Source organism: Photobacterium carnosum, from assembly GCF_002849605.1.
GTDB lineage: Bacteria > Pseudomonadota > Gammaproteobacteria > Enterobacterales > Vibrionaceae > Photobacterium > Photobacterium carnosum.
On sequence record NZ_NPIB01000041.1, the window covers coordinates 1 to 24,801 of the forward strand.

The following is a 24,801-nucleotide window of genomic DNA, read 5'->3' on the forward strand; positions in this document are numbered from 1 at the left end:
CGAGATAATTTCAGTAACTCAGCAGCATCTTTTTGTCGAAGTCTTCGTTCACTAATATCACGAATAACATCAACTCGATTTAATTCTTTTGGACTCATGGAAAGTAACATGGCACAGAGATCTATACTTGGCGGAAAACACCACCAAGTATACCAATATGTGACATCTCTAAGTTGGTAAAAAGTGACATTACTATATTGGGTTTACACACGTAGTGCGGGATAGATGCATACTGTTAAATACAGTCATTTTTATTTTAAAGTCATACTAGGTGTCGAATGATAGGTTTTTAAGCCTTTAAAATCGTTCCTAGGGACGATTTTAAAGGTGTATTACATTGATCCAACGATATCACTTTCTACTTACTACACTTACATTTGTATCAATCGTAAGCGTCATCAAGATTAGAAAAATCGTCAGCTAACCAAAACCAGTATCCGCCTTTACAATTAAAAATATTTTCCAACAACTCACTAAAGGAAAGAGCTAGAACGGGACATTCACCTGGCGAGGCGTGTATATCCCAAAAACTATCGTAGCATTTACCGATACGATTCTCACCGAGGTCAATCGATATTCTTTGCTCAGGTCCGGCTTCGGCTATGATGTACCAGTCATTTGATATGTCATTTTCAGGTATGTATTCTTCCCAGCCTTCAGGTAGTATTACTGGGTTAGATGATACTAGGTTATCAGGGCTAACGATTTCCATCGCATAATCGGTACCGACAAAGAACTTAATACCTCCACACTCCCTATAAAATTCTTTTAAATCTTCAGGTAAAGAGTGTTTACCACTAATTTCAGGTAAACCTGATGGGGGGAAAACAATACAACTCTTTGAATTTCTTATTTTCTCTAGTAACGAATTCATATTTATTTTCCGTAAGTATATCGATTAAAACTATTGTAGAAATTCTGTCTAGCCGCCATCGGAACATTCGCAGCATCAAACTGCCTCTCCGCCATTTTTTGCATTTGTCTAGGCGAAAGATTCTTAGCTTGACTCCGTACAGATCCCATAGTTTCTTTTAAATAATCATTTCCTGCTCTATGTGCTGCTTTGTGTCCATTAACACTAAGAGCCATAGTCGGATTGTCAGCCGCTCTACTTTTGTATCCAGAAATATTGTTTTTTGCCCAAACATCGTTAACACCATGGTGATTTACAAAGGGGGAGTTAGTTGGACGGTAAGGCACTGTATCAAACTCTTTTATACTCTTTGTAACAAAAGCCCCTTCAAGTTTTTTATATTTATGAGTAACAATCCCAATAGCGAGTGACCCAAAACCTATAGCTATTTTACTTGGATTTTGAAAAGATTCATCACTTCTTAATGATTCTAAAAATCCATTTATTTCTACATAACCTTGCGGTATCGTTGCTAAAGATTCATAAAGAGCAACAGAAAAAACATTTCCGGCCCAAGTTCCGAAATTATCTAATTTGTTTTCTTTAAGTTCTGATTGTGGATTTGGCCCCGATTTTGGAATTTCATTACCGTATTTCCTTGAATTTGGCTGATTCATTTTAATATCAACGGAGCCGTTACTATTATTTTTCCAACTGCCATTTCGATTTCCAGCCGAATTACGCATACTGCCATCCGTATTACAAGTACCTCCGAAGCTGTCACCCCATGTATATCCTGTTGGGTCATGGTATTTTAGTGGATTATTCATCACATACGAATAACGATTGAAACTATTCGTCATAAAAGGAGCTTGTATCATCGGATCAGCACTAATAAAACGTCCTAAATCAGGATCATACACACGTCCATTCATATGAATCAGACTCACTTCTTCTAAGTGCTCATGGCCTGTAAACCCTCGGTTTGTAAGACTAAATTGCACTAGCGTTGCTGGATTATTAAGATCTTGCCATAATAACTTACGTGCCTTGCCCCAAGCATCAAAACTACGGCGCTCTACCACTAAACCATAGCCATCAGTGATCATATCTACTGACTCTAAGGCATCGTAGTGCATGTAACGAATTTGTTTATCTTTTAATCGTTTAAGACTATCAAGTTTAATAATATGTAATGCGATTAATTTACCATCGGCATAGACATATTGCTTATGCTCAACAAGTTTCGTTTTAGTATCATAAACTTGTTCATAAAAATTGCTGAAATAAAGAGTTTGTTTACCACTGCTATCTTCGCGATAAAAACGATTTTGGTTTGCATCATATTCAAATGATGTTGTATGCCCATTACGTGTGATTCGTTGTGGCTTATTAAAATCAGTCCATGTAATTATACGCTCTGTTTTGTTATTTTTCGTTGCGAGCACCATATTACCGACAGCATCGTAACTGTAAGTAGTATCACCAGCCTGAGTAACAGCATGCTTGTGCGACGAATTATAACGATAACTACCAACATCTGTTTTATAAATAATATTACCGAGATTGTCATAGCGATAATCAAAATTTCGATTAAAATCAGGGTTATTTACACCATGTTGATTACGATCCTCGAGCAGAGGTGTAGAACGGGTTACACGATCCAGTAAATCGTAAGTAAATCGCTCATTAAGTCCCAGATTTCTATCATACCGCTGAGTAACATTTCCCCAGTTATCATAATCATAACTTAAATAACGGTAGTCATTTTTAATATGAATATTATTAAGCCTATTGCTTTGGCTTACTACATCACTCGCCTTATGAGTGGCTATAACACGTACACGACCTGTCTTTTGGCTATGCACATAACTATTAGCTAGTCCATTACCCAATACTTCGCTTGTTGTATGATCGTAAGCATCTGTATTAGTACGCTGCCAATAATAAATAAACCCATCTTTGTTTGCTTTCGCTAATTCAGATTGTTTAATTATTGTTTGTAAGTGTTTCTTCTGTTGATTTAAGTTATTAACATCGTTATTAAATAGAGAACTCAATTTAGCAACTTGTTGGGAAAGTGAAATAAGCTGACTGGCCAATTGACGGTAGCTGTTATACCTCTTATTTGCTATTTCACTAGATAAAGCTAAATCATGCACACTTAAATTAATAGCTTGTTGTGTTACTACATCTTTATAGACGCCATGACTATGCTTCTGAGAAATCAAATCATGACTACCATCACCATCACCATCATAATCTTGCGCTACCAACTCATCCTGTTTTGTCGCACCACTATTATTAAATTCGGCACTAGAAATAGCATATACTGTTATATCATAGTATTTATTACCATCACGCGTATTATTGTAACGACTTGATAAACGATAATATTCACCACTATTGACATCAATAGGTACCGCAATATCACCGTGTATAATTAGCCATGTTGCCGGCTGAAGATAACAAATACCGGCACTATTACAATACTTCTTAAAACGTTGCGCGCCTTTTAATATTCCCCATGATTGACTATCAAGTTGATTAATATCAACGCTTCGCCCATCCAATTCCTTCACCTTTTGGTTAAAGAAATCACGTTGTTGAGCATAACGATTAGCTAAGTCTAAATATTTTTGTGCTTGTGACGTCGCGTCATTGATTAATGACCTCACATCTTGCTGAAAGCTTTGGCTCGTAAATACACTATCCGCCGCCGTTTTAGGACTTCGAACCGCACTTTGATAACCATACTGGTTATAGACATATTGAAGCACAAGGTCATTAGGGCGAGTTTCTTGGGTTAAACGTTCAAAACCATCATATTGGTAACGCTGTAATAATGTTTGCCCTTTGGCCACCATTTTTTCTTCAGTAAGTAGTCCGTTAATATAGAAAAACTCTTTAATATATCCTGGGCTAGTTTGTTTATAAATCAATCCCTTTCCACGGTTATCATATGCCCATGTAGAAACACGACCAGCAACATCTTCCTGCGTTTTTCGTCCTAACCGATCATAGTTGATTTTGGTTACTTTGCCATTAGCATCACGTTTATAAATCAGTTCACCAAAAGCATTATAATCATAAGTCCAAGTCCCTAAATCTGGATCGATCAATCTATTACGATAACCTAGGTTATCATACTGAATAGTTGTTATATTATTCGCTGAATCAACGGTTGTTTTAAGCTTACCATCAGGATAATAAGTATAAGATTGCCAAGCACCTAATGGCTCTTGAATATGTGCAATCTGGCCTAATATATTTTTAGTAATTATTTTTGTGTAAGTACTACCATTTTTATCTTCCGTAATCGTTTCTTTGAATCCTTGGTATGATATATGGCTTTCATGCCACCCATTACCTGAATCTGACGGCTCCTTTTTGTATATTTCTCTATCTAAACTATCATAAGCAAATAGACTATACGGAACATTAGACATAGTACTATCTGGCTGTTCAAAACTAGGGCGACTGTGACGTATTTTTCGTCCTTTTTTATCCCAATGTTTGTCAACGTAAATCCAACGACCATCAAAGGCTTGATGAATATCACGCACCTCTCTTCCTGCAGAATCAAACTGTTCATAGATCGTTCCACGCTGATTATTTTGAGTCACTACGCATGAAATAGCTGAAGACTCTTTAAATTGGCATTGGTTACCGAAGTAATAATTGTATATTGTCCAATTATTATTACCAGGCAGAGAGTACTGTTTCAGCCGACCAAATTCATCATAAGTATTTGTTGTTACTCGATTGTTTGGATCTGTAATTTTTGACACTAAGCCAAATTGGGGATCATATTCAAACTGTGTTTTATGACCTAATGCATTGATTTTAGTTACAGCAAAAAGACCTCGACTATCAAATTCAGTTTTTATTATTCTAGACGCTGTGTTTGTCCCACCAGTCTCTTCTGTAATGATATTACCGTAGTTATCATATTGAAATTTATGGTAAAGTGATTTCGATCCAATATTATTACTATCATAATCTGACAGCTGGGTTGTCTGCGAAAGTAATAATCCTCGACGATCATAAGTCATCTTACCAATCGCAGTTTTAGTGAGTCCCTGATATAAAACTGTCGTTACCAATTGACTAATCGCAGACGCTTTCCAATATTCCCGTCCAGATTCAGTGACTAAAGTTGCTGATGATCCTTTTGCTGATACTATATCTTGTAAACCATCGCCATTATAATCATGAATAAAATACTCACCACAACGCTGGGGTGATTCTTCATTAAATACCGCTTCTGTAATTGATGTAAAGGTTGTTGTATTAATATTCACATTACTGGTTGAATTATACGAGCCGTGCAATATATTCAAGCGATAGAAATATGGAAAATTAGCCGTCAGAATAGGCGTGATAATTTCGCCATGAATAAGAACAAATTTATTTCGTGGTTTAATATACTGCTTATTATCTTTTCCACACCATAAATCTAGATGTTCAAACTTAGAAAGCTTTTGAGCAATTGTATTTGATAGGCTATTTTGAGATTGATAGACAACATTATGACTTGGTAAGCCTGTCGATATATATGAATAAACTTCACTTTTATTTTCGACTTCTTTACCCGTAAGTATTGTACGTTCATTTTTATTTGTTAACTGACCAATAGCGTTATAAGTGAAATTAGTGATTATTTTACCTAAATCAGCATTAGTTATATCTCGTTTTTGTGCTGTATGGTTCAATAGATCTATTCGATACCAATATATACCATTAATAGCCAAGTTTTTATGGTATTGATAATCAAACCTTTCTTCTAATATTTTATGAGTATCAATAAACGTTTCTTTTCGAATCAACTTTCCTGTTGGCAAATATTTTTTATAATTACCAACCGAATGAGACTGTTCATAATAAGAAATTATTTTTGTTGTGACATTCGCAATTCTACTCGTTTCAGTAATCACTCTGAAACCTAAAAATCCACCACCATTAACATGTGATTTTGCACCATTGTAAAAATAATCATATTCTCCTTGGCCTGTGTCTTCTACATGACTGACGACTGTCATACTCGGTGTTGTATTCAACACTGGGTATTGAAAAAAGAACTCTTGTTTATGAACTGTCGTATCAGATATAGGATGATACTGAATATTATAATAACGATTATATTGTTTAATTTGTGCAATTTTTGGAACTGCATTATCCTTCAATAAGACTATTGTTGAACTATTAACATTACTATCATAAGTAATACGGTCCAATATTGTATCTGCGTTGTAATCTAAATAACTAACAAAACCATGATAGCTTTCTTTTTTTAATAAATTAAGATCAGAGTTAAGGTAAATAACTTTAGATTGATTATCAAACAAATCATAAATAATAATTTCGTTAATATTATTATTATTTATATCTGTAACTTGTTCAAGTTTACCCGATATATCTGTAATATATTTTTCGTCTAAAAACCTTACACCATCAAAAATAGAATAATATAATTTTCCACCTGTAGTAAAAATCAAATCAAGATAACCATCATTGTTAATATCATTTAACAATAAATCACTAATGTTATATTTAGAGCAAGATTTACAAAGATTAATATTCCCATTAGTAATGTTAATGTTAGCTCTAGAATAATATACTTTTTTCCATATATCCCTCCCCTTAGAACTATGAATCTTGACACGTCGAGAAGCCTTATAAAAACTCATCGCATCAGCTATACCATCAGCATTAATATCAAGTTCAATATATTTTCTTAATTCTATTTTATCTGATGTTGAAGGAGATGGTATAGAATAGGATTGATCTTTTCCGTCACCATTTAAGTCAGCCCAACCTTGCCAACTATTAACAACTTCATCTATACCATCGTTATTAATATCTGCATGTGATGAGGCATATTGTTTAATACTTTCTTTACCTGAATGGCTCCATATTCCAACTCCAGCATGTTCTAATCCTTTTCTATCATTATAATTTAACCCAGAAAGCTTACTATCATCAAAATATTCTAATATTCCATCTCTTTCTGCGTCATGGAATAATCTAACTTTGCCTTGAACACTAATGTTATTAGGCAATATTGCGGTTGTATGATTCGTCTTCCAGGTGAAATTTATAGGCTTTAACTCATTACCTTGGTAAGTTTTTCTAATTTGACTTAAAAGGCTAAGTTTTACATTAGGGGACTGAATATATTCAAAAGAAAATGTGTAAACTTCATTATTGGTAGCCCCATAAACTTTTAAATTATGCTGTCTTTTTCTTAGTGAAATTTTAGCACCTTTAAAATACTGAATACTATAATCAGGGCGATCTTGGTAATTAAATTTAACTTTACCGCCTACATAGTTTATCGTATCAAGATACAAAGTGTTAGCATCATTAATATATTGATAAGAAATTTTATTATTAGTCTGATTTTTTTTTTCGCTTAACGACCATTTAACAATATTATTGGCGATAGCTAAACGAGAATTACTATTAGCACCATATGTATACTCATCTCCATCAGGAGTCCAAACCTTAAAGTACTCCGGTCCAGATCCGATACGGTTATAAGAAACATATTTATTTCCATCATCAATTTCAGTTTTATATTCGGTTAAATGATTACCATCTGCACCAGTTACCGCAATTAAACGTACTCCATCAATACAATATCTATCAGAGCTGTTAAATTGAACCCCTCCCCAACGACCGTCAGTTGAAAGGTCTCGAGAACAACGACTAATCGCACTTTGTCCTTTAACGCTCCAACCAACGCCAAGTACGCCATTACTATGTCCACTATTATAAGCCAAAGATAATACTGGCTTATATCCTGCTTGGGCCATTGGAATATCTATAGGTAATGTATACGTTGCTTGACCACCAGAGACTTCAAATTCCCCTTCTAGATATGGCGCTTCAGCCACTGCGTTTACAGTAAACAACGTTAAGAAAAGCAAAAATCCTTTGATTATATTATTCATTGTTTATCTTCTTTTTCTAATGCAGTTCTTAACTGATTAATTTGAGACTGTAGTTGCTCAATACTTTCATCATTTATGTCATTAGAGGTTTGAAAGTGAAGTTCTTTAAGAGCAGCATCAATATTTGATGGTTCATCAGAAGGGGGATTGACATATGAATGAGTTAATACTTGCTGCAATTGTTTCATTGGAGCCGGATATTCAATTTCCACACCCAATTTCTTAACTGAGTGATCTGGAAATTGTCTACTATCATTTTTATTAATGCGAGTCCTATCATTAGATGAATTTAATATAAATAAACCCGCAGTAAAAATAAATATAAGAACAAATAATGTTTTCACATTTCACATCCTGATAATTAATACGTTAATCTCGAATAATAATAAGATTGATATCTTCACCATCAGGCCAACGTCCACATGTATTTAGTCCTTCTATTGTAACCTCTTTACCTGCCATTTTTGCTGCCAACAATTGACTAAATTGACTTTTACCTGTTGTTGTATTTTCATCTTTTATCAACCAATAATTATTTGTAGCGCAACTTGGACTATTACTCTTATTTCCTCCTGATAAAGAGACCAAATGTAAATTATCACTCGCCCTTGCATATAGAGCATCTACTTTTCCACGTTGTTCGCCAGCGAATAATTGGAAACTAAAACATAAAATAAAAATTGCTGTTATTGTTCTCATTATAGAAACCTTAGGTTGTTAGATTATTTCATTAATACTGACAGATATGAAAATGTTGGAAAATTACCATAACATTGATCCGAAACTTGAAAACTCACTTTTTTATTCGCAGCTGAAGCTGCCATTAATAAACTAAATATTTCTTTTCCTGCCGTTGAACTATCTTTATTCCAACGAATAGAATTACTGCTGCATTCAGCAGGCCCTACATTTATATCTAAAGAGACATAACAAGTTCCACCATTTAAATGACAGCCAATTTGACTTATATCTCTCCAACCAGAGTCTCCTGTGGCAGAATAAGATAATGGTATATTAAATAAAGAAAACATGACTAATGTATATTTGATGTATTTTTTCAAACTAAATCACCTTGGTTATTATTTCAAATAGTAGAAAAACATTATAATTTTTCTATAATAAATATCTGACTGTATATAATAAATATTAACGACTAAGATTAAAGTATCTCTGTTAGTTCCATATTTGTATTTTACTTAATTATCAGGGTCGTATTGAATTACTTTACAGAAACTCGCTCCAGTATTTACTGTATATATAGTTGCCCCCGTTTTTCCTTGTGTAAACATTGCTAGCGCAACTGAAATCATTGTCTTATTCTCTTCTGAAATTAACATCCATCCAAAGCCACCAGGATTTTGACATTTTGTGGGTACTTCATTTCCTTTTATTCTAATTAAAAGTCCAGCCTCAGCACTGCTAATGTCATAAACATCCCCGGATATATATGTTTCTGCTGCGTATATATATGAGGATTGTAGAATAAGTAGGATTATTAAAATGTATTGGGGTTTAAACACACAGTCTCCTTTTTGACTAATATGCAAGTAATTTTATACACTGTATACCATAAACACATACTTTTACAAATACATATTGCATATAGTTATTTTAAATGCTTCTATGTGGATGAAAATTCAATAAAAATGATTTTTTAACAAATATACAAATTTGTAATATTATTATTTAAATACCATTTGTTACATAAACAAATATGTGGTCAGTTTTATTTGGCACTTCAGACTCAAATCTAGAGCATTCGTGCTGAGTCGACACTAACTCACCGGCTCTTTATCATTTTTTGTTATTTTGCTTTAATCCCATAAGTTAAGTAAATTTCTGCTTTTTGGCCTCGGTTTAACATAATCAATATATCACGCACAAGTGGTGTAGCCCCCAAGGTAAAATGTCTCTTTCTTGCAAAGCTAAAATGTCCTGTTTTTCTATAGTGATCAGTATCTGCTGATCAATTTGAGTTAAACAAAATATGTTGGTTACCATGAATGACAAAGAGATATTTCGCTTAGGTACAATTCGTGATGTTTGTGAAAAACGAATCAAACGTAAAGATGCTGCACAGCTTCTTAATATCAGCGTTCGTCAGGTTCAACGATTAATAACACGCTATCGAGATCTCGGTGCTGTTGGTTTGGTTCATCAACGTCGCGGACAATCACCAGGCAATAAAATTAATGCTGATATACGCCATCAATGTTTAAATCTCATCCACGAATATTACTCAGACTTCGGACCCACATTGGCGCGTGAAAAACTGATTGAACGCCACGGTATTAAAATTGGATTAGAAACTTTACGTCAATGGATGATCGCTGATGGTCTTTGGGTTCCACATTTCAAACGTAAGCCTTGCATTTATCAACCTCGTTATCGTCGCGATTGTTATGGTGAGTTAATTCAGATAGATGGTTCACATCATGATTGGTTTGAAGGCCGCAGCGACAAATGTTGTTTGTTGGTTTTCATTGATGATGCCACCGGCAAACTGATGAACTTGCGGTTTAGCGAAACAGAATCTGCGTTTGATTACATGGTGACAACGCGCGAATATGTTGAGCAACATGGCAAGCCCACTGCTTTTTACAGCGATCGACATGCGGTGTTTCATGTCAGTAAACGGGATGCAAAAACCAACCGCGTGACTCAGTTTGGTCGTGTATTGCATGACTTAAATATTGAATTGATTTGCGCAAACAGCTCTCAAGCCAAAGGCCGTGTTGAACGTGCCAACAAAACATTACAAGATCGCTTAGTCAAAGAAATGCGTTTACAACACATTGATAATATTGAACAAGCTAATGCGTGGCTCCCCGACTTTATCACTGATTTTAACCAACGTTTTGCTAAAGCCGCTCAATATCCTAAAGACATGCATCGGCCATTACGTGAATCGACTGATGAATTACACGATATTTTTGCGTGGCAAGAACCAAGGAAATTATCAAAGTCACTGACATTTCAATACGACAAAGTTATCTATTTAATTGATCCAACTGAAGAAAATCAACGACTTGTACATCAAGTTGTTAACGTTCTAGATCGCCCAGATGGCACCATCGCCATTCAATACGGTCATCGAAAATTAGAATTTAAAGTATTTGATAAGCTCAAAGATGTTGACCAAGGTCAGGTGGTCGATAATAAACGTTTGGGCGCAGTATTGAAATTTGCCCAGGCGAAACAGCAACAATATGACCAACAACAAACACGTAGTCGCAGTAAAAAAGCCCCCAAACGAACCGCCCAACAACGGGCAATCCGTCAACTTGAAGCCATCAATCCAGTGTTAGTTCACCCAGAAAAATTTAAACCCAGTACCAGAAAAAAACCGTGACTTCCCTACTCTATAACCCAAATTTCACCACAATGAACTACTTTAAAAGGAGACATTTTAATCGGGGAATAATGAGGACATTTTAAAAGAGAGAAAACAAGTGGTGTTAGTGCAAGTTAGTAATGTCACATAACTCTCCCAGATAGAAATGTCACACTGTGTCAGATTCTTTCATCAAGGCTATATTCATGGCTCGTTGTTGTGCAGCTCGGCTAATGTTCCTTTTACTTCGAGTTCGTTCCGGAGTGTTTTCCCTCTGGTCTTGGCTTTGCTTAGCAAAGGCGAGTACTGCACTTAGTCGTTTGTTATCAACGATAGCTGCTTGGTTTACCGTTCGAAGTTTATCGAAAACAGAATAAGTTAATGGTTGGCCACAATGCTTAATACTAATGGTGCCATCAGGATAGTCGTAAACCATTATAGGCTTACCTATCAAACGGTTATTGGCATCGTTAGGTTCGATTAAGTAAACAACTTTATCGTATTGGATAGTAAGAGAGCGTGTGAGTACACGGCTTCGCTGACGAGCGAAGATATCATCAAGTTCACTTGATGATTCTCGTAATGGGCGATGGGCATCGTGGAGTGAATAGGGTGTTCGTGCGAAACGTTGATTAAAATCAGTAATAAATTCAGGTAACCAGGCGTTGGCTTCTTCAATCGAATCAATGCCGGCAAGACGCATTTCTTTAATCAGACGGTCTTGTAGTGTTTTATTAGCACGCTCTACGCGTCCTTTTGCTTGAGAACTATTGGCACAAATTAAATCGATATTAAGTTCAAACAAAGCACGACCAAACTCAGTCATTTGTTTACCTGTTTTTACTTCGCCGCGATTGAGTCTAAATACTGAATGTTTGTCGCTGTAAAATGCGATAGGTTTTCCATGCTCTTCAATGTATTGGCGTGTGATATTCATGTAATCAAAGGTTGATTCAACATCACTAAATCGTAAGGTCATCAGTCGACCTGTCGCATCATCGATATACACCGTGAGACAACATTTCTCTGCTCGGCCTTCAAACCAATCATGGTGAGAACCATCTATTTGTACTAGTTCACCTAGGCATTCACGACGATAGCGGGGTTGATAAACCTTTGGTTTAGCTTGACGTTTAGAGACCCAAAAACCTTCCGCCATCATCCATTGACGTAGCGTTTCAGTTGATAGTTTTAGTTGGTGTTTTTCACACAATTTTTCATTAGCAAATGTCGGTCCAAAATCGATATAGAACTGACGAACAATATCAATCACATGTTGTTTAAATTCAGGTGTATAGCGCCGATTACTCGGCTTACCACGGCGTAATGAGACCAATCCCGCTGGGCCTTGTCCGCGATATTGATTAACGAGACGTTGGATATGTCGTCGGGATAATTTCAGTAACTCAGCAGCATCTTTTTGTCGAAGTCTTCGCTCACTAATATCACGAATAACATCAACTCGATTTAATTCTTTTGGACTCATTGAAAGTAACATGGCACAGAGATCTATACTTGGCGGAAAACACCACCAAGTATACCAATATGTGACATCTCTAAGTTGGTAAAAAGTGACATTACTATATTGGGTTTACATCTTATTGCCGGTTAAATCAGGTTATGGTAAATGAATGATAGATCGTTGGTCAGCACCGATAGCCCAAGTGGTAAATCTTGTCAGTAATGAGCTTACCACTTACAAAAATAACTAATTTATAGTGCATCTAGGTGTGCCATTTATGGTTTAAATGAATCATGCTTGTGGTAAACAAAATTAAGTATCTGGTAAATTAATTATAGTTATTGGTAAAACTAGCAAAAACCTTATAAGAGCCACCAGTTAGCTTCTTTGCTAACTCATATTTTCCCTTTTGGTTAGTGAGCTGCAGCAAGACGTTTAATACGACTTTTCTCTTTTTTCTGAGCCATAAAATCTGCTTGATATTGAAGTTTGTGTTTCCACTTATCTATACCATGCCAATTAACTTGATGATGACTTCCCCATATATCAAGATTAACCACGATAGTTGGGGATAAGAATTTACTAGGTTCGTAATCTCTAAGTGGAAGTATAATACTCACTGGTATGTTTTTAGCCACATAACCACGAGCTAAGATATAGTTATCATTTGACTCAATAATCCCATCGATTGATTGAACACTAATTCTTTCTCTACGACGAAAACTAGACTGTCCACATACGCCAATAGCACCGATAAATTCATACAACCTATTATTTTGTTGTAGTTCCTCTAACACCTCTATAGCATCATCTGCTGTTATACAGTCTGAGTCATCTTCGGTTAACTCATACTTAATATATTGTTCTTCTTTTGGTTTGTTGAGCCACTTCCTTGGCGCATCATGTAAGACAAATTTTTTAAGATCATCGTAGCTTAAATGCAGATCCATCTTTGATACGTCTATTTCTAGGGCGGGAATGCCAAGGTTATGATATTTATCTATATGATCGGAGTCTTTCTTATTCGTATAGAAAATCTCAATAGCAAATGGTTTGTTATCTTGATTAGCATAACAGTCAGCGATAAGTTGACCACCTGAAAGTGATTTTTCAAGCTCAATACTATATAGTTTTTCTTCATCGCAACGCTTCGTATAAATGGGGTTGTTATATGCGGTAGTTATTGAGTCTGAAATACTTTCAGCAATGATTACTTTCGCAAGTTGATGCTGAATACTCTCCACAGAACAATTATTGCCAGAGTTATGTGCAAAGTGATATGCCGTATGATCTCCCATTCTTGCAACAAGTGCAGAACCACATGAGATACAGAAACAGTTACATTTAAAGCCACGTTCCGTATCTCTATCTAGTTGATTGATATTAATCAATCTATCTCTAATTGCCCATGCAGTTTTAACAGCCATTGTTTTATCCAATTCCAAAGTGACTTATATTTTCTTTTTCTTGGTTTATTAGAAATAGTTATATTGCCAACATCAGTTTTACTTTTAAAAACGTTAATTTAATGTCATCAGTTTCTTTGAAATCGAACCTCCCATCTGCAACAGCGTTAAACCGTTCGAAGTAGTAATTGAGTAAGGGATCATATCTACCACCGTGAACCCAAGTGTAGAATTTACCAATCTCATAGCTTAACTCTCGACTAAGATCTGATCTGATTCTCAAATCTGAATCATTTCCTAAATCAACGATATTCATTTCTTGAAGATTATTCTTAATTTCTTTAATCAATGGCAATAGAGAATCTTTGTAACTATTAGCTATTGGGATAAGAGCCTTTTCTGTCACCACTGCTTCGAATATCATAATAAGATCATTAATTTCACCGTTATAATAATCGTTATTTAATCGCTTTTCCGACTCAGCTTTAAGAACATAAAGTTGTTCCAATGGCACTGGTTTATGTTCAATTAAGTGTTTTGAAATGCTTTTCTGGTATTCAAAAAATAGTGTTTCTACCTTATCAGTAATAACATCAATATAGGAATAACGAATTTTTAGAAAATCCAATAACTCATTTATGTTGAGGTGTAATGCTAAGTCGTCTTCATTTACCTCTCTGCTATATAAGTGAACAGTTAAATCACCAGTATTGAAAGGACTCTCAAAAGGCCAACTAGCAAAACGCTTAGTGTTTTCTTGATTTAACGCCACGGGATGAGCACCAAAGCAAGCTCTTATCGTTTTAAAATAATTATTATCATCTTCATTCGAGAATAAACGATTATCGAAGCATTTTTTTTCACCAGAAAACGGAATCGTTCTTTCATTTAAAAAAACACGGTGAAGCTGTTTAATTGACTCGAAAATGAGGTCAATAGAAAAAATGAGAGAGTAGATTTGCATACATCTTGTATCAATGTCCTTATCAAACTCAGGCGCATTCTCCAAGTGACGTACTGACACGGTGATCCAGTCCATACAAGAGCAAACTAAATTAAAAAGGTTCTTTCCGCCTTTATCTTTATATATTTGATATACAAAGTTAGAATTGGAATTAACCAAGTCTCTAAAATCATTGATTTTGTCGTCACTAACAACATTTCTCATTCGTTAATTACTCTTGTACTCACAGGCTCATTTGTTATTTGAAAAATTAACTTTGATTATGCATTTTTACTCAAAAAAGATATTTGCATTACCTATAATATCTCAAAATACTTATTTGGTAATGCATTCCCTGGCGCGTTCATATAAATCTATACCAGTATAAACTTTAGAGGTTTTGACACCAATAAGGTCATGAATTGCTATAGCACTCTGTAAATCATTAACAATAACTGGAAACTCTTTAGCTCCATTAGCAAGCAACCAAATTGTTCGTGTTATATCACTTATACCGAAGCCATTAGCATCTACCCAGCCAGCACAGCCACGTAGCATGTTGGTATATGTGAATTGAGCTACAGACACAGGATTATCAAATGGTTCAGCAAACCCTTTCTCTGCATCAGGGTATTTACCACAACCCATCCAAATTTCTTTTGTTCCACGCGATAGATCTGCAAGTTCTTCATCTGAATTAGGTATGTAACATTGATAGTGTTTACCCTTTCCGATTTTGTACCACAAATCCTCAAAACGAAAACGATCAATAAGAACAATGATCGATTCATCACTGGCATTACAACTCATCTTAACAATCCCACGATCTACATGTACTGTAAAAACAAAGGACTCTATCCCGTATTTATTAATTATTTCAACATTCATAATGGCCTCTATTATTCATGGTAATGTGCTGTAATTAGTCGTATCAATAAATTTGTAAACAGCATATTCAACAATTAATATCTTGTGACTTAGAAGTTCTAGCTTAAATAAGTGACATATTCTGCGCAAAATCTATATTAACTTCACACGCTCCATCTTCTTTCCATTGTTTAACTATATCCATCAATTCTATTGGTACATTATTGAGTTTTGTTGTTATGTCGATAAAGTCATTGATTGATGGAAATGCTGTTAATAACAGCGTTCCGTTTTCACGCTGCCATAATGATTGAAGTGTGTTTGTTATCAAGAATAATTCACCATCATCTTCCAAGTTATTTAGAAAAATATTCACATCGTCTGGTGACATTACATATTTCGCTGAATCTTTTTTATGATTTGAGAATCCGTAATAAGCATAAAACTCAACCGGCTCGTTATACATAATATGAATTAAACTCATTGGGCTACCATCTTTTTATAGAAATCGAAACCCAATGCTATCTAACATTACCTTTGGCTTGAGTTTTAGTCTGTGAATTGCTTCAAGCTATAAGTGTATATAATTATTTTTTGCATATTTAGGTTAGTAAGTGCTGTTTTTTTTGTCTTTAGCTGTACTATTTAACGCAATGAAATTATTAAAACAATCAAAACCATAGAGCACTATAAATGAAACTAACTATCAAAGGGTCTATTGGCAAACAAGAGCTAATACAGCAGTTAATAAACACACTAAATACACTCGAAGATGCAGGAGTAGAAGAATATATGGGTGTGAATATTTACTTCAATCCTGTTGTGGCTGGCAAAAAATCAGTTGCGACAATTAATGGAAATTCGTTTGACTATAAATATACAAGTAAAAAGGAACACAAGGCCACCAGCAAAGATAAAGCCATCCAAGGCAGAAAACCATTCTCTCTCAATACAGAGTCTCATCTGTTCCCACCACATGATATTAAATTCATAGCCGAGGATGACATTAAGCAAAATGCATTAGATGAAGAAGCCTTACGAAATCAAAACTACCTAAAATGGAAAGAAGAAATGAAGCAAGCGAATTACGAACGTGATTTAGCTGCTAAAGAAACTAAGAATAAGGCCAAAAAGTGCATAGCGGAGTTACAAAAAAAGTTAAACATTACTCATAATGAATACAAAGAGCAGCTAAACGGTACTGGTTGGTTAAAGACAAAAAAGGGAGTGGAGAAATACACTCAAGATAATATAGAAATACCAGTCTTTCGCATTAATATGAATAAAAAGGTATTTCTCTATTCAGAAGGTGCCAGGTTAATGTTTGAGTCCCAGTCTCAATAAGAGCCGATAATTATGCTTTATAATTGAGGTCATGGTCATGTTTCGTTAAAAATCACATTTGTTAGATACAAATTACCTGATAAAACATTTTACTGGATAAATGATTATCAGGGAAAGTTCAATGTGCAATGCTAGCAACCATTCACCCTCTTGTCGTTGTGGTTGGGGACAAGGATATAATAGCCACTTCCGTCAGTATGGAGAAAGTTATCCAGAGCCTCAGTTAGCATTACCAATACGAACAGGTAAACGTTATGAAAGCTATTTAAACCCAAATGCTATCTGTACTAGATGTGGTGCTAATGTTTTCTTTTATCAGTGTCCAAATGGTGGCCGTGTATTCTTTAATGATGTGGGTAAGCCGTGGGAAAAGCATGGTTGCATGATTAGCGATGACGATAAAATCAAAGCTGCACCAAAAAATTTAGAACCTTATAATTTTGATAAGTCAGTATTTATACCTTTTCAGATCATACAAATAAAGCCACACAAAACCGACAAGACACTAACAGAAATAACTGGAAGTGTTAACGATGCATACCGATTAAAGGTTTATATAAAAACAGAGTTGTATCGTAGTTCCCAAATTGACTACGACACTATGTGTATGATCAAAAGAACTTTCAATAAAGGTGTTGTACTTATTAGTTACTTAAATGATAGCGGCAATCCAACTGAAATTAAGTTTCAACGTTACGATCAACCACCAGCAGCAACAAAGCCAAGTGTAAAAACACCAAAAAACAAAAAGCAAAAAAAACACAATAAAAATAATAAGTTGAAGAAAAAAGAAACCAACTAACTGCTTTATGTGGCACGATACCTATTTATGAGCGTGCCAATTTTCTACATAGGTATGTATTGCACCCAACTTCCATTACTTTTAGAGCCATACCATACGTGATTACTAAGAAACTCTTTCGTAAAATCTAACTTTAATTCGATATAGCGACATGTTCCTATATTTAACTTATTGTATTCTATCCTTGCCTCTTTTTTGCTATCAAACACTGCCACATTATTTAATTTTAATTCGTTCAAAAGTTTAGATGTTAAAATAAACGATGATTTTGGAGCTTCTATAACTGATTGTAATACAACCAGTTTGAATTTTTTCTGTGGCGATTTCGACATTACATCAAAACTGTAAGCTTCAATTTTATTTGATGCGGTTGTTGTCATGATCCAAGGCATATTCACTCTCTGGTTAACTTAATGATAAAAAGAATAGGAGTAATATTTTACTAAAATCACTTGTTAAGCAATGATTTATTTACTCTTAAAAAGGGAAGCATACAAATAAATAAAAGGCAGATTAGACTAACTAAAGTTTTAAAGTCGCCTCCTACCTTACGCCATTCAGATTCCTCATTTTCACAACGCTGAACTGCCAACTTTTGCTGTTGATCAATATAATCATTAGGTCCTGTTTTTACATACCCATATTTTCTTATTTCACTGACACTAATTTGTCGATAAAAATCAACGTCAATAATTACATCTTGGTTGCAATTGGCAAATGTCGGTTGTATTGAACTGCCAAAAATCATGAATGCACATATAACTTTCAGTAATAGCTTTTTTGATAGTATTGTTAATTTACGCATCATCCCGAACTCGCCTCATATTCGTTTTTGTTAGATCAAACTCTATGAGATTAAATTCCATGATGCTTGCCTGTATAAAGTTTCAACCATAGCTCACGCACAGCGATAATAAGCGTACCAACCGATGCTAACCAAACCAGACCTTTTAATATTACAGCTAATGTTTTTACGAACTGATTTACTCTAAATTCATCCCAAACTTTTAGCTCTTGCTCAGAAAGTGATTCTTTACCATATTTGTCTACTTTTTCACTTATACGCTGTTGTTCAGCCTGTTGAGCCGCTTTTTCTTTAACTAATTGTATTTCGACTTTTTGTTGCTCTTGAAGTGTTTTCTTCGTGACCTCTTGTTGCTGGTGCTTTAACTCAATTCTATCTTGGGGTGGCAAGTGAGATTCACTAATACCATTACTTATAATTAACGCACCAAAGATAATGGAAATAGAAATTATCAAAGTTTTCATGTTGTCCTTATTGATGATATTAATACTTCTGAACTTGCTTTATGTTCGTTACCGTTGGCTCAAACTCTATTTCAAAGGTGTATTTGGTCTTGCAGCCAGGGCAAGTCCAGTTATGTATTTCACCGTCCGTACCCTGCACCGTTTCAAATTCTCTTGGGTAATATTGGCAATCATCGTTATCACAGATAATCTCTACATCAACTTCGTATTCCATTAAACCCTCCCAAGACTAATCAAATCTCACTGATTTAAACGCTTAACACTATTAGAAAGATCAAGCGCATTTGACTTGCATGGTAGCTGCAACGTGCTATCAAAGAATTACTTCGCAAAGTACCGCGTGTTGAACTAAGACTTACTCTAGCTATACAGAGCAAAGGAAGACTAGCAATGAAACAAACGCAACGTAATCGTCGCCTACGCTAAGTAAGAAATTGGTCGTTAATATATACGGTGTTTGAAAACTGGCTTGATTAGTTGGTGAGGCAGAAATATTGAGTATTTTGTTAGGTAAGAATTTGTAATTTATGACAACTAAGGGCGCAGTTTCCATACAGTCCCTTTACAGAACAGTTCTGCTCCTGTATTATCCGCCGCCCTCTTTGATGTTAATATCATGTTAACCAGTTGAAAATTAAAGATTTACTTGTTAATGATGCACTCTAGAGTGCGCCATGAGAACACGAAATTTATCAAAATTGGTTTACTAACCGTTGCGTTATGGTAATAATAGCTAAACTTAGGTTGTACCATTTACTATAAATTGGAAAAACCGCTGCAGATTACCGCCATATTCTGTACAGCTCATACGACTTAGACGTATTAAGAATTAATTAAGGGTTGCCAATATATGACAGAGATAGGGAAACAAATTAAGCAAGGTCTTAACTTTGCACGTTTCATATCGTATGTTGCATTACCTGTGACTGCAATTTATCTGTATTCGATCTTTCACTTTTGATTTAGAGTTAAAAGTGAAACGAGAGTCATAGTTATGACTGCACGAAAAGACAATTGTAAGTTATAATGACCGCGAGTTTTCTCCAATTGAGAACTCGCGGTTTTTTTATGCCTATCAGGTATTTAAACCGTTTATTCCTAAAGAAAGAGGGCTATATATATCCGGTAAAATTCAATCCAATGAGGTTGTTGATACTGGTACGGTTGCTAACCCTCCACCAGCAGATAAAGAGCCTGTGTATCTTACTCAAGAAGATCTACAGAACCTTAAAAAGAAATCAAGACTTGAACTGCTTAACGGTCTAGGTTTTCTTGGCTTGCTTGCTTGGGTGGGTACATTTTTTGTTGGATTGGTTCAAGATAATGTTGTAGCAATACAGCAACAATCTAAGGCAATGGCGGTTGCTGAGACAAAAATAAATCAACTAAATACCACGGTCAGTACATTAGAGTCTGAAAATTCAGAGTTTAAGAAAGTTCAAGCATCACAGCATGAACGCATTCTAAAATTAGAGTTTCAGGTTCAACAATCTCTGAAAAAACAATAATTCTTAATACGTCTAAGCCGTGCAGAAATGTACGGCTTTTTTTTACTTCCAAATCAGTGACGCTTTACAGTAATACCATTCCCTCTAATATTGCCTTTATCAGAAATAAATACCCTATCTATTACATCAAGGCGCATCATGAACGACAAACACGAAGATTACGCACTATTTCAGTTGCTCAATAAACATTGCACACGAGGGGTGGCTGTAATAGACCCTAACCACGGTATCGACAGTATATGCGTAATTGTTCAAGTGCCAGTAGAAGAACAAGAGGCGTTCACAAAGGCGTTTTGGCAAACAGAGCCATTCAAGTCTATGTACCAATTTTTTTCGTTAAGTGTATCTAACCTCTCTTGGTACAAGTGCCGTTTAAAGCAGTCTAAATACCAAGTGTTTATCAGTAATCAGCGTAAATATTAAATTTATTCCCAACTTTTTTTCTATCTAACTGAGGCGCGGATTGCCAAAGAACTTGCCTGATATAACCTAACCATAGGCTCATGAAATTCCAATAGATTTTGGAAACAACAAAAACAATAAGGTTAGAGTTTATGTTAGATAAGAATGTGCTGCAGTTTGCCCTTTTACCAGTGAAAAGAAATGACGGTCGAGAAGTATCACCGATTGTAGCTGCTGGTGAATTTCAGTATTTAGAAGATTTTGGCGGTGGCGAAATTGCCGTTGCACCAAAAAATGAAGATGGTTACGAATTGAATATTTGTTACGGTCGTTACCTATTAAGCATTAAAGAATCCCAAAGTGGCGAACCTATTACTAAGCAAGAATTACATGATCAAGTTCAACTCGAATTAGATAAGTGGATGATCGGTATCAGTGAAAATCAAACCTATTTTATGGGGATCAAAGATATTGTGATCATAGATAACCCACTTGAACGTAAGTGTTGCCACGGACATTCCAGTTGTAATTCAAATCATGGCACTAATAGCGATCAGGCAAATGACTTTGCGTTCGCGGTACTGGTATCTAGCAATGCCAAACTAAAAGAGATCACCGATACCGTCATTTATGATGAAAGTAACGCTGTAGATCGCCTTGAAAAGTTTAAAACAGATGATTTCAAACCAAGTGCTTTCCCTTTGTTTATTAACGTCCACGGCTATACCGTTTTTTCTAACATCTTAAACCGTAGAGGTACTTACGCCCTAGCCCATACACTGCCTATCAGTGACGAATTGAGCGAGAGTAACTGGACACAATTCATCAACCACGATGATGCTTATCTTGTCGCATCCCGTGTTTTGTAGTTGTTTTTATATTTAAAACCTACTCCATTTATAATAAACAACTGAGGCATTACTTATAAAAAAGTAGTGCCTTTTTTTGTTTTACTGTAGGCAAAGCTAAAACCATTCAAGTAATAGTGATAACTTTTCAGATAACAAAAAGGCACACGACAAAAACCATGCCGTACAAATAATAGACATCCATGATTTATGATTAATCGCCATAATTTGCATAAATTTAAAGTTATTTATAAAAACCCCATTGTTATTATTAGTGGTTTCATTCGAGCCAATAAACTAATTTAATTGTTTTTATAGGTGTTAACTTTGGCCATAACAACTAAACACAGTCCGTTTTATTGTTGCGGTTATATTTATTGCAAGAACACTTACATGGAAAAAAACTAATGCACCCTAACTTACAACTGATCTCTAAGATTGCTTCATTAAATTATAGTCCGACTGTTGACGTTTCCGATACGCTGAACATAATTCAACTAACTACCAATATTGATAATCAACCATTTTTAATTAAGCATATTTCAAATTTACTTACTTACACTAAGTCGCTAGATAGCCCATTAAAACTAAACGGCTATCTTGAAAAGTTAGAAGCTATTAATGAAGAATATCCACACGCTGTTGTAATTATTGATAACAGTTTGCCGTTTTCTCGTATATGCGCACTAACGGCAAATAGCTTCATTGCAAAACTAGCTATTGATCGCATCAAAGAGTGCCAAAAGGAAAAATCTGTCTCATTGGTTGATATAGATAAAATCCGACAATCAGTGAGTACAAATTGTGATTGTGACTTATCTAAACAAATGTATAGCAAAGCTGTAATTACTGGCATACACAAAGCAGAAACGCTTATTAAGGCTTCAAGCAGCAATGTTGTATTTGCTCAATCATTCGAGCCTTGCCATGTGCTTGACGCTTTACGAAATAGAGACTGCGATACTTCGATTGAACAACAAGCCATTAAAAAGGCAATGACAGGTAGTAAATCATTGAAAGTTTTGCTTCTTTCAGCCTTTGACCTTAATCCCGTATTCTCATTATTACTTTGTTCAAGTGAAGTGGCTGAACGTGTCATTAATCGCTGCATAGAAACTAAAGTAGCACTGCATCAAGAGTTAAGCTGCTAATGGATATTTCAGAGTTTATTTCAAAAACCTATGGTGATGAACGAGATGCGGAAGCTGCATTTCTTCAAGATAACGAACAGATTGCGAGAACATTGAATGCTCGAAAAGCACTTCTTTTTCGCTGGAAGAAGCAAGGTTATCGAGTAAATTTATCGACTGGTGATATTTATTTGCCAACAGTGGTAATTAATACCGTTAATGCGTAGCAAACAATTGAAATGTCATGAAAGTAAGATCATTGACTAGCCAGCCGTACATCGTATTATTGATTTATCTTAATACGGAGATTTTACAATGACGGGCTATACAAAATCTGACATAAATGACGCGATAGCAGCCACACACTTCAATACTATCAATAATGAAAAACGAGTAGCGTCTGCGGCACTTCGAGCTGGTAGTTCTGTGGGTGGTGAGCGTATGCAACAATACAAAGACCCTCAACCATTAGAAACTGAAGAAATTCGACAAGATGGAACAGTAATGTTTGTCGAACGTCACGCAAATGGTGAAGTTAGACGCTTTTATGAAAAAACAGATGCCAATGGCGAGACTTGGTTTAGAACTGAAACGGATGACTACTGCCCACCTTTGTCAAATACGAAATAGGAGCTTCATGCCGGCCACCAGCCGCATCGTTTAGGAAAGATGGTTAAACCCGCAAAAAGAACTCTGTATGAATGTACTCAAGCGCGAATAGCCCTAAAAAAAGCCAATAATCGAGCAAGCTACTTATGTCTATTAATGAGTTAGTAGCTCGCTCTTTATCTTAAAAAACAGATAAAAGCCAAAATACCAATATGTAATAAAGCCTAATCTATCCCTGAGCAACTTCTGGACAGAAACGTGCTAGACCTGATGATCTAAAGTGTTTCCGTCAGATAAGGAAAGTATGTTGATACCTTGTCATTTGTTAGCTGTTTACTCGACGTTGGGATATCTACCATAAGGTAAGAAATAATTGTTTATCAAATCTGTGTGAACTCTATGGTGGCTATGCTCATCGTTTAATGTTTCTCTTGTGATTTCTTCGACCGTAACATCGCTTTTATTTTGAACACCGTCGCTGCACAACATATGAATTGTCTTTGCGTCCAAATGATGGGAAATAATACACATATTATTTATTCCACCAAAATCTGGTGATTTAGCATTCAAGCCATCTACATTTGTGTAAAATATATCATGTTGCGGGTGACTTCTTCCTGTTGAAAGGCATACCACATAAACATACTTACTCATTATAATCCCTCATGATTTATAAATTGAACAGCTAACGCCACGCTCTGCGGCAAAATTGGAGATCAGCGAAAAATTCGTCCAACAGCAGCATCTTGTTATACCTTTAAAGTAATGTACCTAGGCTCTCGTAGCCTAAAATGGTTTTAATTAAAAAACAGTAAGATAAGTCATGTATTTAACATATGGTATCTAATGTGATCCGATTCTGTAAACCCAATATAGTAATGTCACTTTTTACCAACTTAGAGATGTCACATATTGGTATACTTGGTGGTGTTTTCCGCCAAGTATAGATCTCTGTGCCATGTTACTTTCCATGAGTCCAAAAGAATTAAATCGAGTTGATGTTATTCGTGATATTAGTGAACGAAGACTTCGACAAAAAGATGCTACTGAGTTACTGAAATTATCTCG

At 35.3% G+C, this 24,801-nt stretch carries 25 protein-coding genes; 9 read left to right on the forward strand and 16 right to left on the reverse strand.

Translation table 11 applies throughout. From position 1 onward, the window contains the following. Positions 1-382: 382 nt before the first annotated feature. From CIK00_RS20300 to CIK00_RS20325, 6 genes are all read right to left on the reverse strand, one after another. Positions 383-874, reverse strand: coding sequence for an SMI1/KNR4 family protein (locus tag CIK00_RS20300; RefSeq protein ID WP_065208812.1), 492 nt, complete (start codon positions 872-874; stop codon positions 383-385). Positions 875-876: 2 nt separating this feature from the next. Beyond that, a complete protein-coding gene (locus CIK00_RS20305; protein ID WP_101770366.1) occupies positions 877-7,809 on the reverse strand; it encodes an RHS repeat-associated core domain-containing protein in 6,933 nt (2,310 codons plus the stop codon). Continuing rightward, on the reverse strand, positions 7,806-8,153 hold the full coding sequence (locus CIK00_RS20310) for a hypothetical protein (protein WP_065208815.1): 348 nt from the start codon (positions 8,151-8,153) through the stop codon (positions 7,806-7,808). Before CIK00_RS20310 ends, CIK00_RS20305 begins: the two co-directional genes overlap by 4 nt. A 25-nt stretch (positions 8,154-8,178) precedes the next feature. Beyond that, a complete protein-coding gene (locus CIK00_RS20315; RefSeq protein WP_065208816.1) occupies positions 8,179-8,508 on the reverse strand; it encodes a hypothetical protein in 330 nt (109 codons plus the stop codon). Between the two features lie 23 nt (positions 8,509-8,531). Then, positions 8,532-8,870, reverse strand: coding sequence for a hypothetical protein (locus tag CIK00_RS20320; protein WP_065208817.1), 339 nt, complete (start codon positions 8,868-8,870; stop codon positions 8,532-8,534). A gap of 135 nt (positions 8,871-9,005) precedes the next feature. Then, complete coding sequence (locus CIK00_RS20325) at positions 9,006-9,329, reverse strand: hypothetical protein (RefSeq protein WP_065208818.1); 324 nt, start codon at positions 9,327-9,329, stop codon at positions 9,006-9,008. A gap of 479 nt (positions 9,330-9,808) precedes the next feature. Here CIK00_RS20325 and CIK00_RS20330 point away from each other — a divergent pair, with 479 nt between their 5' ends. Next, positions 9,809-11,161 (forward strand): ISNCY family transposase, encoded by a 1,353-nt coding sequence (locus tag CIK00_RS20330; protein WP_101770369.1) that lies wholly within the window; start codon positions 9,809-9,811, stop codon positions 11,159-11,161. Between the two features lie 151 nt (positions 11,162-11,312). On the opposite strand, the gene CIK00_RS20335 is transcribed toward CIK00_RS20330, so the two are convergent. From CIK00_RS20335 to CIK00_RS20355, 5 genes are all read right to left on the reverse strand, one after another. After that, positions 11,313-12,629: an ISNCY family transposase gene (locus tag CIK00_RS20335; protein ID WP_232605843.1), complete on the reverse strand. Its 1,317-nt coding sequence runs from the start codon at positions 12,627-12,629 to the stop codon at positions 11,313-11,315. 389 nt (positions 12,630-13,018) lie between these two features. Continuing rightward, positions 13,019-14,032, reverse strand: coding sequence for a competence protein CoiA family protein (locus CIK00_RS20340; protein ID WP_065208701.1), 1,014 nt, complete (start codon positions 14,030-14,032; stop codon positions 13,019-13,021). Positions 14,033-14,090: 58 nt separating this feature from the next. Next, entirely contained in the window at positions 14,091-15,179 is a 1,089-nt protein-coding gene (locus CIK00_RS20345) for a hypothetical protein (protein WP_065208700.1), read from the reverse strand. A gap of 111 nt (positions 15,180-15,290) precedes the next feature. Then, positions 15,291-15,842, reverse strand: coding sequence for a plasmid fertility inhibition factor family protein (locus CIK00_RS20350; RefSeq protein ID WP_065208699.1), 552 nt, complete (start codon positions 15,840-15,842; stop codon positions 15,291-15,293). 103 nt (positions 15,843-15,945) lie between these two features. Beyond that, entirely contained in the window at positions 15,946-16,305 is a 360-nt protein-coding gene (locus CIK00_RS20355) for a hypothetical protein (RefSeq protein ID WP_065208698.1), read from the reverse strand. 209 nt (positions 16,306-16,514) lie between these two features. Here CIK00_RS20355 and CIK00_RS20360 point away from each other — a divergent pair, with 209 nt between their 5' ends. Continuing rightward, on the forward strand, positions 16,515-17,165 hold the full coding sequence (locus CIK00_RS20360) for a hypothetical protein (RefSeq protein ID WP_065208697.1): 651 nt from the start codon (positions 16,515-16,517) through the stop codon (positions 17,163-17,165). Between the two features lie 121 nt (positions 17,166-17,286). Continuing rightward, complete coding sequence (locus tag CIK00_RS20365) at positions 17,287-17,967, forward strand: hypothetical protein (RefSeq protein WP_065208696.1); 681 nt, start codon at positions 17,287-17,289, stop codon at positions 17,965-17,967. Positions 17,968-18,011: 44 nt separating this feature from the next. Here the strand turns inward: CIK00_RS20365 and CIK00_RS20370 are convergent, their stop codons facing one another. From CIK00_RS20370 to CIK00_RS20385, 4 genes are read right to left on the reverse strand one after another with little or no spacing between them, the layout of a single operon-like run. Next, entirely contained in the window at positions 18,012-18,359 is a 348-nt protein-coding gene (locus tag CIK00_RS20370; protein WP_065208695.1) for a hypothetical protein, read from the reverse strand. Between the two features lie 56 nt (positions 18,360-18,415). Further along, the gene (locus tag CIK00_RS20375) at positions 18,416-18,775 is read right to left on the reverse strand and encodes a hypothetical protein (RefSeq protein WP_065208694.1); all 360 of its coding nucleotides are present in this window, start codon (positions 18,773-18,775) and stop codon (positions 18,416-18,418) included. A 47-nt stretch (positions 18,776-18,822) separates the two neighbouring features. Beyond that, a complete protein-coding gene (locus CIK00_RS20380) occupies positions 18,823-19,236 on the reverse strand; it encodes a hypothetical protein (protein WP_065208693.1) in 414 nt (137 codons plus the stop codon). A 19-nt stretch (positions 19,237-19,255) separates the two neighbouring features. Beyond that, a complete protein-coding gene (locus CIK00_RS20385) occupies positions 19,256-19,450 on the reverse strand; it encodes a hypothetical protein (RefSeq protein WP_065189950.1) in 195 nt (64 codons plus the stop codon). A gap of 982 nt (positions 19,451-20,432) precedes the next feature. Here CIK00_RS20385 and CIK00_RS20390 point away from each other — a divergent pair. From CIK00_RS20390 to CIK00_RS20415, 6 genes are all read left to right on the forward strand, one after another. After that, the gene (locus tag CIK00_RS20390) at positions 20,433-20,744 is read left to right on the forward strand and encodes a hypothetical protein (RefSeq protein WP_065208692.1); all 312 of its coding nucleotides are present in this window, start codon (positions 20,433-20,435) and stop codon (positions 20,742-20,744) included. Between the two features lie 138 nt (positions 20,745-20,882). After that, the gene (locus CIK00_RS20395) at positions 20,883-21,167 is read left to right on the forward strand and encodes a hypothetical protein (protein WP_101770368.1); all 285 of its coding nucleotides are present in this window, start codon (positions 20,883-20,885) and stop codon (positions 21,165-21,167) included. A gap of 131 nt (positions 21,168-21,298) precedes the next feature. After that, positions 21,299-22,015, forward strand: coding sequence for a hypothetical protein (locus tag CIK00_RS20400; protein WP_065208690.1), 717 nt, complete (start codon positions 21,299-21,301; stop codon positions 22,013-22,015). Positions 22,016-22,401: 386 nt separating this feature from the next. Then, entirely contained in the window at positions 22,402-23,145 is a 744-nt protein-coding gene (locus CIK00_RS20405) for a hypothetical protein (protein ID WP_065208689.1), read from the forward strand. Further along, entirely contained in the window at positions 23,145-23,351 is a 207-nt protein-coding gene (locus CIK00_RS20410; RefSeq protein ID WP_065208688.1) for a hypothetical protein, read from the forward strand. Before CIK00_RS20405 ends, CIK00_RS20410 begins: the two co-directional genes overlap by 1 nt. A gap of 88 nt (positions 23,352-23,439) precedes the next feature. Further along, positions 23,440-23,754 (forward strand): hypothetical protein, encoded by a 315-nt coding sequence (locus CIK00_RS20415; protein WP_065208687.1) that lies wholly within the window; start codon positions 23,440-23,442, stop codon positions 23,752-23,754. A 312-nt stretch (positions 23,755-24,066) separates the two neighbouring features. Here CIK00_RS20415 and CIK00_RS20420 read toward each other — a convergent pair whose 3' ends face one another. Further along, positions 24,067-24,387 carry a hypothetical protein gene (locus CIK00_RS20420; protein ID WP_065208686.1) on the reverse strand — a complete coding sequence of 107 codons (321 nt, stop codon included), beginning with the start codon at positions 24,385-24,387 and terminating at the stop codon, positions 24,067-24,069. Positions 24,388-24,801 lie beyond the last annotated feature (414 nt).

Excerpts from the sequence above, each read along its gene's own strand:
- CIK00_RS20335 (WP_232605843.1), bottom strand. The coding sequence starts at position 12,629 with ATGAGTCCAAAAGAATTAAATCGAGTTGATGTTATTCGTGATATTAGT.
- CIK00_RS20315 (WP_065208816.1), bottom strand. The coding sequence starts at position 8,508 with ATGAGAACAATAACAGCAATTTTTATTTTATGTTTTAGTTTCCAATTA.
- CIK00_RS20410 (WP_065208688.1), top strand. The coding sequence starts at position 23,145 with ATGGATATTTCAGAGTTTATTTCAAAAACCTATGGTGATGAACGAGAT.
- CIK00_RS20300 (WP_065208812.1), bottom strand. The coding sequence starts at position 874 with ATGAATTCGTTACTAGAGAAAATAAGAAATTCAAAGAGTTGTATTGTT.
- CIK00_RS20415 (WP_065208687.1), top strand. The coding sequence starts at position 23,440 with ATGACGGGCTATACAAAATCTGACATAAATGACGCGATAGCAGCCACA.
- CIK00_RS20395 (WP_101770368.1), top strand. The coding sequence starts at position 20,883 with ATGAACGACAAACACGAAGATTACGCACTATTTCAGTTGCTCAATAAA.
- CIK00_RS20330 (WP_101770369.1), top strand. The coding sequence starts at position 9,809 with ATGAATGACAAAGAGATATTTCGCTTAGGTACAATTCGTGATGTTTGT.
- CIK00_RS20375 (WP_065208694.1), bottom strand. The coding sequence starts at position 18,775 with ATGATGCGTAAATTAACAATACTATCAAAAAAGCTATTACTGAAAGTT.
- CIK00_RS20365 (WP_065208696.1), top strand. The coding sequence starts at position 17,287 with ATGTGCAATGCTAGCAACCATTCACCCTCTTGTCGTTGTGGTTGGGGA.
- CIK00_RS20380 (WP_065208693.1), bottom strand. The coding sequence starts at position 19,236 with ATGAAAACTTTGATAATTTCTATTTCCATTATCTTTGGTGCGTTAATT.
- CIK00_RS20420 (WP_065208686.1), bottom strand. The coding sequence starts at position 24,387 with ATGAGTAAGTATGTTTATGTGGTATGCCTTTCAACAGGAAGAAGTCAC.
- CIK00_RS20405 (WP_065208689.1), top strand. The coding sequence starts at position 22,402 with ATGCACCCTAACTTACAACTGATCTCTAAGATTGCTTCATTAAATTAT.
- CIK00_RS20350 (WP_065208699.1), bottom strand. The coding sequence starts at position 15,842 with ATGAATGTTGAAATAATTAATAAATACGGGATAGAGTCCTTTGTTTTT.
- CIK00_RS20370 (WP_065208695.1), bottom strand. The coding sequence starts at position 18,359 with ATGCCTTGGATCATGACAACAACCGCATCAAATAAAATTGAAGCTTAC.
- CIK00_RS20385 (WP_065189950.1), bottom strand. The coding sequence starts at position 19,450 with ATGGAATACGAAGTTGATGTAGAGATTATCTGTGATAACGATGATTGC.
- CIK00_RS20355 (WP_065208698.1), bottom strand. The coding sequence starts at position 16,305 with ATGAGTTTAATTCATATTATGTATAACGAGCCGGTTGAGTTTTATGCT.
- CIK00_RS20345 (WP_065208700.1), bottom strand. The coding sequence starts at position 15,179 with ATGAGAAATGTTGTTAGTGACGACAAAATCAATGATTTTAGAGACTTG.
- CIK00_RS20400 (WP_065208690.1), top strand. The coding sequence starts at position 21,299 with ATGTTAGATAAGAATGTGCTGCAGTTTGCCCTTTTACCAGTGAAAAGA.
- CIK00_RS20360 (WP_065208697.1), top strand. The coding sequence starts at position 16,515 with ATGAAACTAACTATCAAAGGGTCTATTGGCAAACAAGAGCTAATACAG.
- CIK00_RS20305 (WP_101770366.1), bottom strand. The coding sequence starts at position 7,809 with ATGAATAATATAATCAAAGGATTTTTGCTTTTCTTAACGTTGTTTACT.
- CIK00_RS20340 (WP_065208701.1), bottom strand. The coding sequence starts at position 14,032 with ATGGCTGTTAAAACTGCATGGGCAATTAGAGATAGATTGATTAATATC.